General features: G+C 62.9%; 15 protein-coding genes. 5 read left to right on the top strand and 10 right to left on the bottom strand.

Annotated features, from left to right (window positions below; translation table 11 throughout):
• Window positions 1–166: 166 nt before the first annotated feature.
• The 3 genes from F9929_RS22060 to F9929_RS22070 form a co-directional block, all read right to left on the bottom strand.
• Window positions 167–3,514 carry an acyl-[ACP]--phospholipid O-acyltransferase gene (locus F9929_RS22060; protein ID WP_152048711.1) on the bottom strand — a complete coding sequence of 1,116 codons (3,348 nt, stop codon included), beginning with the start codon at window positions 3,512–3,514 and terminating at the stop codon, window positions 167–169.
• An 84-nt stretch (window positions 3,515–3,598) separates the two neighbouring features.
• On the bottom strand, window positions 3,599–3,886 hold the full coding sequence (locus tag F9929_RS22065) for a YiaA/YiaB family inner membrane protein (RefSeq protein WP_152048712.1): 288 nt from the start codon (window positions 3,884–3,886) through the stop codon (window positions 3,599–3,601).
• 48 nt (window positions 3,887–3,934) lie between these two features.
• Window positions 3,935–4,618, bottom strand: coding sequence for a PspA/IM30 family protein (locus F9929_RS22070; protein WP_193227869.1), 684 nt, complete (start codon window positions 4,616–4,618; stop codon window positions 3,935–3,937).
• Window positions 4,619–4,720: 102 nt separating this feature from the next.
• Between F9929_RS22070 and F9929_RS22075 the strand changes: the two genes are divergently transcribed.
• A complete protein-coding gene (locus F9929_RS22075) occupies window positions 4,721–5,350 on the top strand; it encodes a TetR/AcrR family transcriptional regulator (protein WP_152048714.1) in 630 nt (209 codons plus the stop codon).
• Between the two features lie 203 nt (window positions 5,351–5,553).
• Here F9929_RS22075 and F9929_RS22080 read toward each other — a convergent pair whose 3' ends face one another.
• Window positions 5,554–6,591, bottom strand: a complete 1,038-nt coding sequence (locus tag F9929_RS22080; RefSeq protein ID WP_193227870.1) for a hypothetical protein — start codon at window positions 6,589–6,591, stop codon at window positions 5,554–5,556.
• A 954-nt stretch (window positions 6,592–7,545) separates the two neighbouring features.
• Between F9929_RS22080 and F9929_RS22085 the strand changes: the two genes are divergently transcribed.
• Together F9929_RS22085 and F9929_RS22090 are read left to right on the top strand one after the other, a co-directional pair.
• On the top strand, window positions 7,546–8,208 hold the full coding sequence (locus F9929_RS22085; protein ID WP_152048715.1) for a ParA family protein: 663 nt from the start codon (window positions 7,546–7,548) through the stop codon (window positions 8,206–8,208).
• Window positions 8,205–8,492 carry a chromosome partitioning protein ParB gene (locus F9929_RS22090; RefSeq protein WP_152048716.1) on the top strand — a complete coding sequence of 96 codons (288 nt, stop codon included), beginning with the start codon at window positions 8,205–8,207 and terminating at the stop codon, window positions 8,490–8,492. Before F9929_RS22085 ends, F9929_RS22090 begins: the two co-directional genes overlap by 4 nt.
• 287 nt (window positions 8,493–8,779) lie before the next feature.
• Here F9929_RS22090 and F9929_RS22095 read toward each other — a convergent pair whose 3' ends face one another.
• From F9929_RS22095 to mobV, 6 genes are all read right to left on the bottom strand, one after another.
• The gene (locus tag F9929_RS22095) at window positions 8,780–9,106 is read right to left on the bottom strand and encodes a DUF1294 domain-containing protein (RefSeq protein ID WP_152048717.1); all 327 of its coding nucleotides are present in this window, start codon (window positions 9,104–9,106) and stop codon (window positions 8,780–8,782) included.
• A gap of 113 nt (window positions 9,107–9,219) precedes the next feature.
• Complete coding sequence (locus F9929_RS22100; protein WP_152048718.1) at window positions 9,220–9,702, bottom strand: hypothetical protein; 483 nt, start codon at window positions 9,700–9,702, stop codon at window positions 9,220–9,222.
• A gap of 577 nt (window positions 9,703–10,279) precedes the next feature.
• A complete protein-coding gene (locus F9929_RS22110; protein ID WP_152048720.1) occupies window positions 10,280–10,717 on the bottom strand; it encodes a PIN domain-containing protein in 438 nt (145 codons plus the stop codon).
• Window positions 10,714–10,962 carry a type II toxin-antitoxin system Phd/YefM family antitoxin gene (locus tag F9929_RS22115; RefSeq protein ID WP_152048721.1) on the bottom strand — a complete coding sequence of 83 codons (249 nt, stop codon included), beginning with the start codon at window positions 10,960–10,962 and terminating at the stop codon, window positions 10,714–10,716. Before F9929_RS22115 ends, F9929_RS22110 begins: the two co-directional genes overlap by 4 nt.
• A gap of 149 nt (window positions 10,963–11,111) precedes the next feature.
• Window positions 11,112–11,327, bottom strand: coding sequence for an antitoxin VbhA family protein (locus F9929_RS22120; protein ID WP_152048722.1), 216 nt, complete (start codon window positions 11,325–11,327; stop codon window positions 11,112–11,114).
• A gap of 21 nt (window positions 11,328–11,348) precedes the next feature.
• Window positions 11,349–13,340 (bottom strand): MobV family relaxase, encoded by a 1,992-nt coding sequence (mobV, locus tag F9929_RS22125; protein ID WP_152048723.1) that lies wholly within the window; start codon window positions 13,338–13,340, stop codon window positions 11,349–11,351.
• Window positions 13,341–13,911: 571 nt separating this feature from the next.
• On the opposite strand from mobV, the gene F9929_RS24930 reads away from it, so the two are divergent.
• Window positions 13,912–14,220: an antirestriction protein gene (locus F9929_RS24930; RefSeq protein ID WP_407922267.1), complete on the top strand. Its 309-nt coding sequence runs from the start codon at window positions 13,912–13,914 to the stop codon at window positions 14,218–14,220.
• Entirely contained in the window at window positions 14,217–14,426 is a 210-nt protein-coding gene (locus F9929_RS22135) for a type II toxin-antitoxin system RelE/ParE family toxin (RefSeq protein ID WP_235919513.1), read from the top strand. Before F9929_RS24930 ends, F9929_RS22135 begins: the two co-directional genes overlap by 4 nt.
• Window positions 14,427–14,581: the final 155 nt, after the last annotated feature.

The following is a 14,581-nucleotide window of genomic DNA, read 5'->3' on the forward strand; positions in this document are numbered from 1 at the left end:
ACCGTGTCTTACGCGGCCCGCGATTTGAGAAATTGGAGAGGTGGACGGGCAGAACAGGACACTGGCGCTCTGCAACAGAAGCGACTGCGAGAAGCGCGCGTAGGATAGAACTGCAAAGATTGGCGAGGATAGGCGGCCTCGACCATAGCCATGCCCTATCCGCCCGTCACGCATCGGCGTGATCGGGCAGGGTCGCGACGAGGGCGGGCAGAGCGGCGTAGTCCAGCTTGCCGGTTCCGAGCAGCGGCAGGGAGGCGACGGTCGCGATCTCGGCGGGCACCATGAGTTCGTTCGCGCCCCGCGCGCGCGCGAAGCGCAGAAAGGTGGCGCGGGAGGCGTTCCGTTCCTCCGTCAGAAGCACGAGCCGTTCGCCCTTGCGCTTGTCGGGCGACACCACCACCGCCGACGCGGCGTTCGGCCATAAAGCCGCCGCCAGTGCTTCCACGGCGGCGAGCGAGATCATCTCGCCGCCGATCTTGGCGAAGCGCTTGGCGCGGCCTTCGATCGTCACGAAGCCTTCCGCGTCCACCGATACGATGTCGCCCGTATCGTGCCAGCCGCCCTCTGGGGGCTGGACGACGCCCGGCCGGTCGCCTTTCAGATAGCCGAGCATCACGTTGCCGCCGCGCACATGGAGGCGCCCGCCCTTTTCCACGCCCTCGACCTTTTCAAGGCGGTGCGCGATGCCCGGCAGAAGCCGCCCGACCGTGCCGGGCCGGTTGAACATGGCCGTGTTCAGCGCCAAGACCGGCGCGGTTTCGGTGACGCCGTAGCCCTCGAACAAGCGCAGGCCGAAGCGCTCCTGCCATACTTTCCGCGTCGTCGCCTTCACCGGCTCGGCCCCCGCGAAGACGTAGCGCAGCGAGCGGAAGTCGTAGCCGTGCGCCGTACGGGCATAGCCGGCGAGAAAGGTGTCGGTGCCGAACAGGATCGTGGCGTTCGAGCTGTAAACGAGCTCCGGCACCACGCGGTAGTGCAGCGGCGAAGGGTAGAGATACACCGGCACGCCCGACACGAGCGGCAGAAGCGTCGCCGCGCTGAGACCGAAGGAATGAAACATCGGCAGGACGTTGAAGACCTTGTCGCGGCCGTTGAAATCCACGCGCGCCGCGATCTGCGCGATGTTGACGAGAATGTTGCGGTGGCTCAGCACCACGCCTTTCGGCGTGCCTTCCGAGCCCGACGTGAACAGGATCGCCGCCGGATCGTCGGCCCGGCGCGCCACGAGCGGGCGGGTGCGCGAAAGGAAGCCCTTCACCTTATCCAGCGTGCCGACGCTTTCGCGGATATCCTCCAGCCACACGAAGGCGAGATCGCGCGACAGTTCGTCCACCAGCGGCTGGAGCTTGGCCTTGGCCACGAAGGCGCGCGACGACAGGACGGTGCGCGCGTCGGCTGCCAGGCACGCGGCGCGGATATTGGCCGCGCCGGCGGTGAAGTTGATCATCGCGGGCACCTTGCCGGCGGAGACGAGGCCGAGAAAGGTCGCGACCGTCGCGTTCGCGTTTGGCAGCATCAGGCCTAGATGCGCCTCGCCCGAGAATCGCGCCGCGAACTTGCCCGCCAGAACCCGCGCGCCGGCCAGAAGCTTGTTGAAGCTCATCGCGCTGGTGACCGGGTCCTCGGCCGCGAGCCGCCCGAGGCCGTCGAGTTTGGCATTAGCGACGATCGCCTCGAACAGCGTCGTATCGGTGCGCTCCGTTCGGAACACGAGGTCCGACATCACGCCGTAGAGCGCGGCGCCGGCTTGCCCCCGCCGCTCCCGCGCCGTGCCGCCCTCCGCCGCATGGATGGCGACCGGTTCCAGCACGGTCACGCGCACTTTCGGAAACAGGCTGCGGCGGACCTGCCGGTCGCCGAGGCGCGAAAACGGCGAGCGCTCCAGCCCGTCGATGCGGATCGGCACCACGAGCGCGCCGGTGCGCGCGGCGACCATGCCCGCGCCGTCATAGACCTTCATCAGGCTGCCCGTGACGGTGATGCGGCCTTCCGGAAAGATCGCCACCGGGTTTCCCGCTTCGCTCGCCTTGATGAGGCTGCGGGTCGAGATCGGGCGCGAGGGATCGAGCGGCAGAACGCGCACGAAACGCAGGAACGGCTTCACCCAGGGGCGCGTCGCGATCGTATGGTCGATGGCGAAGACCGGATCGCGGTCGCTGATCGCCAGCGCCAGCGCCGCGTCGAGAAAGCTGACATGGTTGAGGGCGAGGATCGGGTTCGGCCCGGCCTTGTCGAGGTTCTCCAGCCCTTCGACGTCCATGCGGTGAAAGACGCGGAAGACGATCGACACGAGATCGCGCAGGGGATTGGTCGGGAGCTTGGCGAACATCAGGAGCGCCGCCGCGACATTCAGCGCCGCGAGCGCGAGGAGGATCGCGGTGAGCGAGATCCCCGCCGCCTGAACGATCGCCAGCGCGATGCCGCCCGCCGCCATGAAGCCGGCGCTGAGCGCGTTGACCCCGGCGATGGTGCGGGCGCGCGTTTGCGCGGGCGCCCAGGACTGAACTGCAGCGAAGGTCGGCACCACGAGAAAGGCGCTGGAAAGCGCGAGGCCGCCGAGATCGAACAAGGCGCGCGCCGTGTTCGGCGTGCCCGACAGGGCGAAGGCGAGGTCGAAGGCGAAGATCGCCATGGCGAGCGTGCCGACGGGCGCTGGCAGAAGCACGATCCGCCCTCGGCAAAGCCAGGCCGCAACGGCGGAGCCGACGGCGACCGCGACGGCGAAAAGGGCAAGGACGCCCGACACCATGGTGCGCCCTCCCCCGAGCGTGCCCGTGACGATCACCGGCAGGAGCGACAGGATCACCGCGCCCATCAGCCAGAACCAGGACACCATCAGGCCCGCGCGGAAGATACGCTTCTCGCCGCGCAGCGCCGACACGAGGCGGATGGTGGAAGCGAACACGTTCGGATCGACGCGAAGCTCGCGCGCGGCGGGGCCGGCGGCCGGAATGCGCCGCGCCGCGAGCCAGCCGGCGAGCGCCAGCGCCAGCATCGCGAGGCCCGGCACGATCGGTGGCGCACCGGCCAGAAGCCCCGCGAGAAGCGTGCCGCCGAGGATCGCTGCGAACGTCGCCCCTTCCACCCAGGCATTGGCAGCGGGCAGGTCTGCGACCGGCAGATGGTCGGGCAGAATGCCGTATTTGATCGGCCCGAACAGCGCCGAGCCGGTGCCGAAGCCGGCCAGCGCCACCATCATCACCGGGATCGAGCCGAACAGGAGGCCGAGGCCCCCGAGCGCGGCCACCGCGATCTCGGCGAGTTTCAAGCGGCGCGCGACGAGCGCCTTATCGTAGCGGTCCGCCAACTCGCCGCCGAGCCCCGACAGGAGAAGAAAGGGCAGAATGAACACCGCTCCGGACAAAGCGACCAGCGAAGCCGCGCCGTCCACTGAGACGCGCATGAGGATCAGGAAGACCAGCGCGTTCTTTAGAAGGTTGTCGTTGAAGGCGGTGAGGAACTGCGTCAAGAACAGCGGCGCGAAGCGCGGCGACAGCATCAGACGGGAGCTCATGGCGAAAATCTTTCCGGTTCGAACGGGGACGGGAAGCCGCCGGGCTTCAGGGCTCGCGAGCCGGCCCGGCGGCGGGATGAGAGATCAGTCGGCGCGGCGGTCGGCGCCCATCAGGAGCTTTTCGGTGCGCGCTTCTTCCAGGCGGTTGTGGAAGCGCGAGGCTTCCTGCGCGTCGCGCAAGGTCTTCGTCAGGGTGACGGAGGTGTGGACGAGCATCACGGCGGCCATCGCATAGAAGCCCTTGGCCGCGAAGCTCGCTTCCAGGGACCAGATGCCGATCGCCATCATTCCGGCCGCGACGAGGAAACTGGCGATGGTGAAGCCCTTCCAGGCATCGGTATGCTTCGGGGCGGGTGCGTAGGATTCGTTCATGGTCATTCTTCCAATGGCTCTTGAGGGAATGTGAAGAGGAATGTCGGATCAGGTTCGGGAGGACTGGCGGCGCGCCTGGAGCCTTTGGAGAACGGCCTCGGCACCATGGGGAACCGGAGCGCCGCAGCCGGCTTCGGCGAGGCGGCCGATCAGCGCGTCCGGATCGGCGGCGCGGTCCATCTCGTCCAGCGCCCGCGCCATGGCATCCGCTTCGCCTTGCCGCTCGCGAAGGCGCTTCAGCGTCGCTTCCGCGTCTCGAAGACTGGACTCGCCCGGTTCGGCACCGCGCAGACGCTGAACCCGGTCGGCGGTTTCGGCGAGGCGCTGGCCGCGCGTCAGATCGCGAAGCCGCGTTTCGGCATCCGCTACCAAGGCGCGCAGCCGCTCGATCTCGGCCGCGAAGCTTTCGGCCGCCCGGCGCGAGCTGCCGAGATCGGCTTCCAACCGCGCGATCGTCTCGGCGGCTTCCCGCGCGAGCCCGTTTCTGTCGGTGTCGAGCGCGGCGACGGTCCGCTCTTCCAGGTCGGCGATGCGAAGCGCCAGAGCCTCGCCCCGCCGTGTTTCCTCCCGTTCGCGCGCCATGCCGAGGGCGAGGCCGAGCCGGGCCCTTTCCAACGTCGCCGCGCCGTCGCGGATCTGCTGACGCAGGACGATGAGCGCGTTGGCGTCGATCACGGCCTCCGCCGCTTCATGGTTTCGCCCGCGTGCCAGGGCCACAAACTGTTTCCACATGCGACGATCCTCGGTATGAACATTGTTCATAGGCAATGGACCACAGTCTTGAACATCGTTCAAGCTCTAATTTGAACAATGTTCATTTCTTGAGGAGCGACCATGACTGACAAGCAGGCGGAACGGCGCGAAACGCTGCGCGGGCGCATTCTGGAAGCGGCCGAAGCCCGTATCGTGGCGGGGGGCATCGCCAACCTTCGCGCGCGCGAGATCATGGCGGATGCGGGGGCGGCGCTGGGCGGCCTTTACAACGTCTTCGCCGATCTCGACGACGTCGTTCTCCACGTCAATTCGCGCACGCTCGCCCGCCTCGGCGAAACGCTGGCGGCGGCGTCTGGAGGCGCGGCCGACCCCGGCGCGGCGCTACGTGCGCTAGCGCTCGCCTATCTCGGCTTCGCCGAAGGCAACCGCGCGCTCTGGTCTGCGCTTTTCGATTATCGCTATGGTGCGAACCGCGGAATCCCCGACTGGCATCTGGCCGAGCAGGCCGTTCTTCTCGTCCACATCGTCGAGCCGCTGCGCCGCCTTCGCCCCGACTGGAGTGAGGACTTTCTGCAACTTCGCGCCCGCACTCTCTTCGGCGCCATCCACGGCATCGTCGCGATTTCCTTGGAAGAGCGCTTCGTCGGCCTGTCAGGCAAGGATCTCGCGACGGAAACGGCAGACTTCGTCGATGTCATCGTCGCCGGAACGCGCGGCGACGCAGAAGGGCAAAGGGGATGTCTCGCATAATTCGGGACCAGCGCATGAATGCCACGCTCACGAGTGAGGTCCAGGGGGACAATAAGCGTCAACGCGAAGAACCCGCCGAAGGCCGTTCGCTACACGGCGCAAGCATTGGTCGAGCGAAACAATTTCGCTGCCCCATGCTACCAAACGACCGACATTAGGATTACCAGATAATTATGATTACCAGATAATCATATTTCTATCGCTCAAAGTTCCAGCCGGAGTTGGCCTTCAGCGCGTTCAGTCACGACCTTGGCTTCGATCACGGCGGGCTGGCATTCCTGCCGGGCTTTCTGCAGCGCGACTTCCCCTTCCGACATCTGGGAGCGGACATAGTGGTAGCGGCGGGATTTGTGGCGTCCGACGCCGCGCAGCTCGACATCGTAGCTGATGATCCCTTCCGCCTGGATCATGTCCTCGAAGGCCTGCTTGCAATCCTTCCGGAATTGGCCACGCGTCACTTTCGTCGCCGTCTCGTCCCATAGTTTACGACCGGCGAGCGCCGCCAGCACCTCCTCATCGACCCAGTTATGGTTGTTCATCGAGTCGATATACGGCCAAAAAGTTTTGGCGTGGTCAGACTTGAGGCGGAACTGGACATCGGCGTTCAGGCTGACAAGCTTCGCCGCCTCGATCATCAGTGCCGACCAGTCGCCATAGCGAATGACGAGCTCGCTATCGAGCAAGAGGCCATCCCATTCGACCGACTCGATCAGCGAGCCCATGCCCCCTCGCCCATTGGCGCCCAGAGCCCCCAGATTGCCGCTCTCCAAGGCTTTGAGCACTTCGGAATGATCGCCCTCGAAGATCGTGAAGACGACCTTCTGGATGTCCTTGAACGTCTCGATCAGGGTGCCGAGATTGTTGACGTGCTGCGTGCGCTGCATCGCCTGAAGCAGGCCGCGCCACGTGGTGCGGGTCGTATAAACTTTCTCGAACGGCAAGCCGCCCCTCGCCCCTGCCGGACGCGGCCGCCGCTCGACGGTATGCGGCAATCGGAAAACGGCATAGATCGCGTCGCGGTGCTGGGTGCCGAGCTCGCGGCCGGATACCCGGATGATCGAATGACCGGGCACCACGTAGAGCCGCTCGAACTTGCTGTCGGTGTTCAGGCTGGTGCGTTTCGGTGCGAAAGCCGAGGTGCGGGCAAGCCGGGCCGGAATTTTCGCAGGCTGACGGCGTCCGCGCTGGTTCTCGAAGCGCTTCTTGAAGCGCTCGAGCCGCTTGCGCTCGACTTCCGTCAAAGGACGCTGATCTTTCGTTCCGCTCAAAGCCAACCCATTGTTATAGCTGGAGGACGGTTGGAAAGCCGGCCTACCTTACGCATGCTTCAGCACCTGATATGAGGGGGCTAGCCTCCTGAGAATCCGCACCAAACCCGCAGGAAACCGCCTTTCCGGAATGGTAGCCTACCTTCGGGAATCGCAGCCTACCCAACACCCGAACTTCGCGCCACAAAAATCGGAATGGTAGCCTACCTTCGCTGAAAAGCGGGGGAAACGGGCGGGGAAACGGCGCTCGCGCATAGCTGGAAAGCCGGCCTACCTTAGTGGAGAAGCGGCCTACCTTTTGGGAAAACCGGCCTACCTTTTGGGAATCGCAGCCTACCGAAGCGTGATTTTCTTTTGGTCCGTCAGACGGTTACGACCCTCTAGAGACTTAAGAGACTCTTTAGAGACTCTTTAGAGACCCTGGCTGGGGAAAAGAGGAGGGTCAGCCGACATTCCCGATATGGGGTAGGAACGGCAGAAGCGTCAGAGATCAACTCTCCCTTATCGTTTCGGCCGAACTCATACATGGCCACCTCCGACCGCGCTGATGCGCTGCAATATGGCTTCGGAATGAATAGGTTTGAGATGTTTATGCCCTCTTGGACCAACGAAACCGACAAGTAGGCCGCCATTCCCATCGAAACGCGCGAGCAACGCTGGATTTTCCGGTAATCTCATTCACCGGGTTAATCAGGCTAGCGACAAAGGACCGATTTATCCGGTGCGATAAATTATCTGGTATGATCGGTTACAGGGTAAGAGCGAGAACCTGTCAGATAATCGAGATTACCGGATTATCGAAGATATCAGGTTATTAATATTACCTGATAATGTGTTTATCCGGGAAACATGGCACTCAGTAGGGACTGGTGCAGAGGAGATAATTCCGTTAACCGGGTATTTAGTATTATCCGGTAATTGAAAATCATGCCTGTGATCGTGATCGCGTCCTCCAAGGGAGGCGCCGGAAAATCCACCACCGCCGTTCTGCTCGGCACCGAACTCGCTCATGCCGGCGCGACGGTGACGATGCTCGACTGCGACCCCAACCATTCGCTCAGCCTTTGGGCATCCAAGAACAAGCTCCCAAAAAACATCGAGACCGTTTCCGACGTGACCGAGTCGAGCGTGGTGAAGATCATCAAGCAGCATGACGATGATGGCCGGATCGTCATTGTCGATCTTGAGGGTGTTGCATCCCGCATGGTCTCGCGGGCCATCTCGCAAGCCGATTTGGTGCTGATCCCGATGCGCGCCACAATCCTCGATGCCACGATCGGGGCGCGATCCCTCGCGTTGATCGCTGAGGAAGAAGAGTCGCTTGGCCGTGAGATCGCGCACGCGGTCGTTTTCACGATGACTCGCGCGATCCGATCCAAGCAGCAGAACGGTATTGAGACGTCGCTGCGCGAGCAGGGTATCCGGATAGTGGAGCCACCCTTGATGGAGCGCGCTGCCTTCTCGGCGCTCTTCGAGTTCGGCGGTGATCTCCGCTCGATCCCGTCGCAAGGCAACATGGAGGGGGCTGTCGAGAATGCGTCCAGCTTTGCCCGAGCAGTCTACCAACAGTTGGCGGAGACGATGAAATGAGCGATTTTTCGGTCGATCTTTCAACCCTAAAACGCCGCGAAAAGCCTTCGAGCGAGGCAGTCATCGCCAAGGCAGACGCCGCCGGCGAGAAGCGAGGCTTCGTTGACAGGAGCGTGAAGGCGAGGCGAGGGCGGCCCAAAAGCGAGCGCACCGGGCAGGTCCACGCCAAGGTGCTGCCGCATGTCGTCGACGAGATCGCTGCCGAAGCGACACGGCGTGGCGTGACGCAGGGCGTCATCGTCGAGGAAGGCTGGGCATTGTACCGGGCGCAGCAACTCAAGTAGGATGGGACACCTTTTCGGAGCCTGGAAACCGTCTTTCGGACGATCCGCAATTGTGCAGCGCGAGCTGGACCGATCTTATTCGATGCCTACAGGATATCCGACTGCCCAACCCGCTTGAGACGACTTCTTCTTCCACAGTCTGCTTCCTCACCGACAGTATAATACAGTTTCAGGACATTATGGAGATCGATGCTGCAACAGGCGAGCTGCCTTGCGGCATAGGACGCGGTTATGGAACGGCGGCGGCCGATAGCTCGTCGGGGCCTATCGGGACGCGCTCGCGCGGCTCAGGATGTAAGAAGCTGCCAAAGCGCTTTGGGCGATCCGGCAACGACCGTCGCCACCGCGAGGGCGGTCAGCGCCACAACCTGAAGCACGATGATGGCCGCAAGCCGCGAGCGGAACGGCTCCTTGCGTGTCTTGTGGCGCACCGTTCGCCCGGCGAGCACCGTGCCGACGCTGCCGCCTAGAAGGGCGAGCTGGAGAAGCGTCGCCTCCGGGATCCGGCGCAGGCAGTGCTCGGCCTTGCGCTTGTCGATCACCATTGCCGCAAAGGCGAGGACGTTGATCGCAACGACGTAGGCAAGAACCCCGATCACCACCTCGCTCGACATCCGGTTCCCTCCTGCGATCGGCGCTAAGATGGAGCAGGACCGTAAAGACGCGGCGAAGACTGCGAGGCGGGGAAGGGCGGATCGGTCGGCATCCAGAAGAAGTCTCGGAAGCTCTATGCCTTTGCCCACCTAGGGTCGCACACCGAAGTTTCCGGTAGCGTTGAGTTGATAAATTCCTCGACTGTAAGGGACTGTATTGGCACGTCCGCTGATCGCAGCATGACGAGAATGGCCCGATCGGCATAGGCGATTGTCACGGCATCGACATTTGCCGGTTCGAGTGACTCCATATATTCGCGCACGGCTCGACGGGATGGAAGTGGGGTGTGATACCGCTCGTGGCGAGCTTGAAGCTCCGGCGGCATTTGTCCGCGCCGATATAAGTCGAGTATCTTTTCTTCAATCGTCCAAGTGATGGTTCCGCCTGCTTGGTGGAACCAAGCCAGCGCCATGCTGCTGTCGGTCCCGATGGCCAACACGTCCGTCAGGATCAGTCCCCTGCCTCGCAGACGATCCAAGGACAGGGCTTCCGCCATAGCCGAAAGCGCCGCCGCGTCCGCAATGAGGATCGGGTTTCGTTCGACGTCATGGGGCATCGTCACGCTCCATAGGGCTGATTCACGGTTCGCTGTACGGTGTCGTTATCTACCAGCGCGTCGCTTCATGTATGTTTGGCGGAAAGCATCGGGGGTGTATCGCATGGCACACGTAAAAAGGGCCATCTGAAGCCATTGCCGGAATGGTGGAAGCACTTGCGCCGCATCGTCAAACGCCAGTTTTGGAAGGCGCACCGCAAGGCCGAGCGCCGCAAATCGACCGGCATCGGGGGGCACCAGAATGCGCGGGGAAGCATTCCGGTGGCACAAGATCGACCGCCATATGTGGCGGCGTCTGAAAGAAGACCGCAATCAGCACTACGACGATCTCGACTGTCCGTGCTGGACGGACGGCAAGGCAATGGCGCGCTTCAAAGAGCAGCCCCAGGTTTGCAGCGTTCCTAATTGCTGCGGCAACCCGCGCCGACGCGGAGGTCTCAGCCAGGGCGAGCGCACCATTCAGGAGCGACGGGCAAGTTGGGAGTAGAGGCGATGCCTATGCAGCAGAAATGATAGCGGCATGATCGAGATACGAATGAACGCACAACGGCGTTCATTCGAACAGCACTTCTGCGGTTCAGGGCATCGTTTCGAACGTGTGAACCGGAATGCCTAGTGGCTGGAAATGTCGCACGTTCTCGGTGAGAACCGCCATCCCGCGAGCTCGCGCGATGCCGGCGATCGCCACGTCGGCAAATCCGGGATGCCGTCCAATTCCCATGGCGGCGTCTCCGATCTCCCCGGCGCGATCGGCCGCATCCTGATCAAAGTCCAGGACCTGCGCGGCGAACCGGAACCGAAACCCTAAGAACCACTTGCCAAGCTCTGCCGCCTTCGTCGTCGCGCCTGCCCTTTGCGCCTTACAGATGCCGGCGCGGACTTCCGCAATGGCGATCGTGGGGACGAACAAGGCCGCGTGTTGTCTGCGCAGCTTCTCGGCCACTTCGGACGGAATGGGCGGCTTGCCGGGTGCGAAGCGCGACAAGGCTGACGTGTCAAGGACGTAGCCGTTCACAGGTCAATGGACCGCATAGGCGTTTCGTCCCGATCGAACTCGACACCGCCTGGAAACGACATAAGGAAGTCGGCGAAATTCTCCGACTGGTCTTCGGCTGGATAGAACTGGCGCGCGACCTCGATCGGCACCAGGACGGCAGCGGCCTTGCCGTGCCGGGTGATCGTCGTCGCCTCGCCCCGCTCGGCCGCCTCGATCAAGGCCGACAGTCCCGCCTTGGCTTCTCGGACTTGAACCGTTTTCATACGCTTTCCCGCTCGTAACTACATGTAGTTACAGTGACACGAACGAGGCTATGGCGCAACGAGGAGCGGGGATAAATCCGTCGGATCAGGCCTCTTGAGCACCTCCTCAGCGCCAGAGGACAAGCGTTCCCTCTCGCGAGATCGATGCTTCAACCGCTTTCGATCTCTTTCTTCTTGAACCGAGCGACAGTCATCGCGATCGCCTCTTCGCTGGTGATTTCACCTTCAACGTAGCGCTCCACCAAGGCCTCATGAATGGGATCGTGGACGTAACCCGCTCGTCTATTTGCGGCGCGAGCCATGCCGGAGGCCTTTCGCCGTTTCGTGACAGCTTCGGGAGAACGATCGGCACGATTGTCTGTCATAGAAGGTGGTCCTGCTTTCCGTCAGAAGCTTGGCGAGTTGTCTGGACCATTATCCGGGTCGTCCAGTTCGTCAGTTTCGTTTGATCTGTCCGGGGACGGCCGCGGTCCCGCGATCAGAATGTCATTCCAGTCCTTCGCGTCCCCGGGCCAGTCCCGAACCACCGACCCCCAGACCTCGCGCGGCGGGGCCAGAAGCCATTGCTTCAGCTTCTCGGCCGCCGTGTCACCCGCCGGATCGGCATCGAACGCGATCCGGAACAGCGAAGGTTTCTGCGTGAGGCTTGTCCGCTGGCGGGCCAACGCATCCACGAGATGATCGTCCAGCGATGCTCGTGTCCCGGCGGTCGAGACGATCAAGCACGGTTGCTCCAGAACCTCGGGATGGGTTTCAAGATAAGCGATGGCATCGGCCGCGCTCTCGACGATTGCGATCTGTTTGTAGCGCAGCCCCTTCGCATAGGTTCGGCCAGGCTGGGTTTCGATCGTGAAGGCACCGAGCCGTGACGTCCCAAGCTGCAGTCCAGTGAACCGATGGTGGGGATCGGTTCCTTTCACCTCGGCACCGACTTCCCGTCCCTCCGTGTCGAACATCCGGGCGAGGAAGTTGCCTCGCTCGTCAGCGGCGATCCGATCGCTGGCACGAAGCCGGTCCACCAGTTCGCCCGACAGTTTGCGAACGGAGGTCAGCCAGCGTCGAACCCGCGGCCACATCGCTTCGTGATGGTCCCGCCGCACGAAGACCGGACGGAGCGGTGAGACCTTGGCCTGGGTCTCCATCTGCCGAAGAGCGACCCGGGTCAGGGAAGGATCGAACTCGCGCAGCCAGCTGATTGCTCGCCCCGGCGGGATACCCAATCCAAAAGCCACGAAGTCGATCGCGCCGCCCCCGCCCTTGTGGCGAACATGATCAAAGAACTTGGCTCCCTTGATCGTCACCCGTGCGGTTTCCGACAGCCATTGGGTGGAGTCGTCGGGATCCCGGCTCAGCCCAAGATGAGGGGCGAGCTGTTCGAGGTTCAGAGTGCGCAGACGGTCGAGCTCGTCTCGGTCCTGCGCTTCCCGTTTCGCGTGAGCCTCTTCCAGATCGGCCTTGAGTTGGTTGGCCCGAGTTGCGTACTGGCGAGCTTCCAGACGGAAGATCTGCTCGGCCTTGCGAGCCTGATCGCGCTCCCGTAAAGCCGCCTGCTTCTCCTTCTGGGCTTCCAGAAGACGCCGATCGGCCTCCTTCACCCGCCGTTGGAGCTCCTGCCTCTTTCGGCGTTCCTGAACGGCCTGCGAAGCCGCTGCTGCCATAGGTGCCGCTGCCGTCTCGATCCGATCCTGTTGGCGCTTCTGGTAACGCTTGGTGTTTGCGATGTCGGTCAAACGAGGAGGCTCGATCTCGGCTGCCAGCTCGATCGGAGCCGAGAAGGCTCGTTCGACCCGGGCGTAGTAGGCGCCGATCGACTCGTGCTTGGCCTTCGAGCCGCGGACGCCTCGCTCGATGCCGAGATGGGCGACGGCCTCGGCATAGGTATCCTGCATGCGCGTGAGGGCCGCTCGATCCAGCATCTCTTTGGCCGACAATCGCCCATCGGGCGTCAGGGGCACATAGACCGCCTGAATGTGGGGGGTCGCTTCGTCGAGGTGGAGACGGCAATCCACCAGACGATCGCCATAGGTCTGTTCAAGCCAGCGACGGGACGCCTCGACCCAGCTTTCCAGCCGATCCTCGTCGTAGTCTCCCGCAACCTCGGGCCGTCCGGGCCGGAAGTAGTCCGGGCTGGCTGACAGGTTCAGATGGACGCCTCGAACGGCATCCTTGCGCACCCGCTTGAGATCAATGCCGGCAGTCTCGATCCGGGTCGCGATGGTGTCCCAAGGATGGGCGCCGGCATCTTCCCAGGATCGGTTGGATGGCGAACGCTTGGCATCGGCGTTGGCCGGTGGTGCAGCTCGACTGTTGTGCCGGATGAGGTTGATGAGGTGGACCGGCGTTTTGACCTTGTCGGCATGGCAAACGGTGGAGGCCATCTCACTTCCCCAGGAGCGATATCTCGCCAGAGGTGTAGCCTAATATACTTCGCTCTACGACCCCTCCGGGGTCCCGCGAAGTGATTAGGGCATGGGGCACGCCCCCCTGCACCCCCGCACGCCTTTCCAAGGACGTGCAAGACCTGCCATCCGGCAGGTCCAAACCGGCTCCCGGGGAAAGGGAGGACCATCCATCTTCCAAGGGCTCACAAGGCAACAAACGGAACGCCCACGCTCTTCCGGCTCGCCACGAAAACGATTTCTCCCCTGTTATATTGGTGTCCTGCAATAAGATGGAATCTTATTGCATGCCGAAAACGCCAAACCTCACAGTAGGTTATCAGATATCTGGTTAATTTGAGTGTTGGCGGATCGGGTATCAGGCATCGGGCCGACGAACGGCTGGGGATCCTGTCTTTGACGATCGCCGCATGGACTTCCTGCCCGCCCTTTTCGGTCCAGCCGTATGCTCGCTGGCGAGCGCACGATCTTCAACATCATGGGCTAGCTCAGCGCCGAGTACCAAGGCGGTGTTTGGGACTTTATCGAGTTCAAAGGCAAGCCGCTCTACATGCACCTCGACGGTGAAGGCCAGATCGGCATCCGCTGGCAAGGCAACAGCTTCAAGGGCATCGTCTCGACCGACGCCGCAGGCATCATCGCCTGCCTCCTCGCCTTCCCCAGCCTCTCGTGGGACGACCCCACTGGTCGCATGACGAACGCATTCCACCGTCTGCGCGAGTTCGCCCTCGATCATCCCGATCGATGCCCGGACTATCCTCCTCGCCATCGACTAAGCGGGAGACAACGGAAGGAGGCGATGTGGCGATTACCAACCACAGTTGACAACATGCGACTAGCAACTAGAGTTTACACATGATCGAGGTTTTCAAGTCCGACTCCTACGACGCTTGGTTTCGCCAGCTTCGCGATCGTCAGGCGAAGGCGAAAATCGAGGTTCGAATTCGCCGGTTGAGCCTCGGCAATCCGGGCGACGTCAAACCCGTTGGTGACGGCGTGTCTGAAATGCGCATCGATCATGGCCCGGCTACCGGGTCTACTTCATCAAGCATGGGTCGGTCGTAGTGGTCCTGGCCTGCCCCCATTAGGTGGCCCGGTTCAAATCTAATGCATGGTGGGCTTGCTGGCGACGTTTGAGGTGGCCGGCGAAGCGGGTTGGGGTGGCGCAGCCGGCCACGGCACGGCGGCAGGTGCCGGCGGACGGTAACCCAAGCTCGAGT

The sequence above is a fragment of the Aureimonas psammosilenae genome (assembly GCF_009176975.1).
In the GTDB taxonomy this organism is placed as follows: Bacteria; Pseudomonadota; Alphaproteobacteria; order Rhizobiales; family Rhizobiaceae; genus Plantimonas; species Plantimonas psammosilenae.

What these genes read in the sequence shown, in the direction of transcription:
- F9929_RS22060 (WP_152048711.1), bottom strand. Translation starts at nt 3,514, where the DNA reads ATGAGCTCCCGTCTGATGCTGTCGCCGCGCTTCGCGCCGCTGTTCTTG.
- F9929_RS22065 (WP_152048712.1), bottom strand. Translation starts at nt 3,886, where the DNA reads ATGAACGAATCCTACGCACCCGCCCCGAAGCATACCGATGCCTGGAAG.
- F9929_RS22070 (WP_193227869.1), bottom strand. Translation starts at nt 4,618, where the DNA reads ATGTGGAAACAGTTTGTGGCCCTGGCACGCGGGCGAAACCATGAAGCG.
- F9929_RS22075 (WP_152048714.1), top strand. Translation starts at nt 4,721, where the DNA reads ATGACTGACAAGCAGGCGGAACGGCGCGAAACGCTGCGCGGGCGCATT.
- F9929_RS22085 (WP_152048715.1), top strand. Translation starts at nt 7,546, where the DNA reads ATGCCTGTGATCGTGATCGCGTCCTCCAAGGGAGGCGCCGGAAAATCC.
- F9929_RS22090 (WP_152048716.1), top strand. Translation starts at nt 8,205, where the DNA reads ATGAGCGATTTTTCGGTCGATCTTTCAACCCTAAAACGCCGCGAAAAG.
- F9929_RS22095 (WP_152048717.1), bottom strand. Translation starts at nt 9,106, where the DNA reads ATGTCGAGCGAGGTGGTGATCGGGGTTCTTGCCTACGTCGTTGCGATC.
- F9929_RS22100 (WP_152048718.1), bottom strand. Translation starts at nt 9,702, where the DNA reads ATGCCCCATGACGTCGAACGAAACCCGATCCTCATTGCGGACGCGGCG.
- F9929_RS22115 (WP_152048721.1), bottom strand. Translation starts at nt 10,962, where the DNA reads ATGAAAACGGTTCAAGTCCGAGAAGCCAAGGCGGGACTGTCGGCCTTG.
- F9929_RS22120 (WP_152048722.1), bottom strand. Translation starts at nt 11,327, where the DNA reads ATGACAGACAATCGTGCCGATCGTTCTCCCGAAGCTGTCACGAAACGG.
- mobV (WP_152048723.1), bottom strand. Translation starts at nt 13,340, where the DNA reads ATGGCCTCCACCGTTTGCCATGCCGACAAGGTCAAAACGCCGGTCCAC.
- F9929_RS24930 (WP_407922267.1), top strand. Translation starts at nt 13,912, where the DNA reads ATGCACCTCGACGGTGAAGGCCAGATCGGCATCCGCTGGCAAGGCAAC.
- F9929_RS22135 (WP_235919513.1), top strand. Translation starts at nt 14,217, where the DNA reads ATGATCGAGGTTTTCAAGTCCGACTCCTACGACGCTTGGTTTCGCCAG.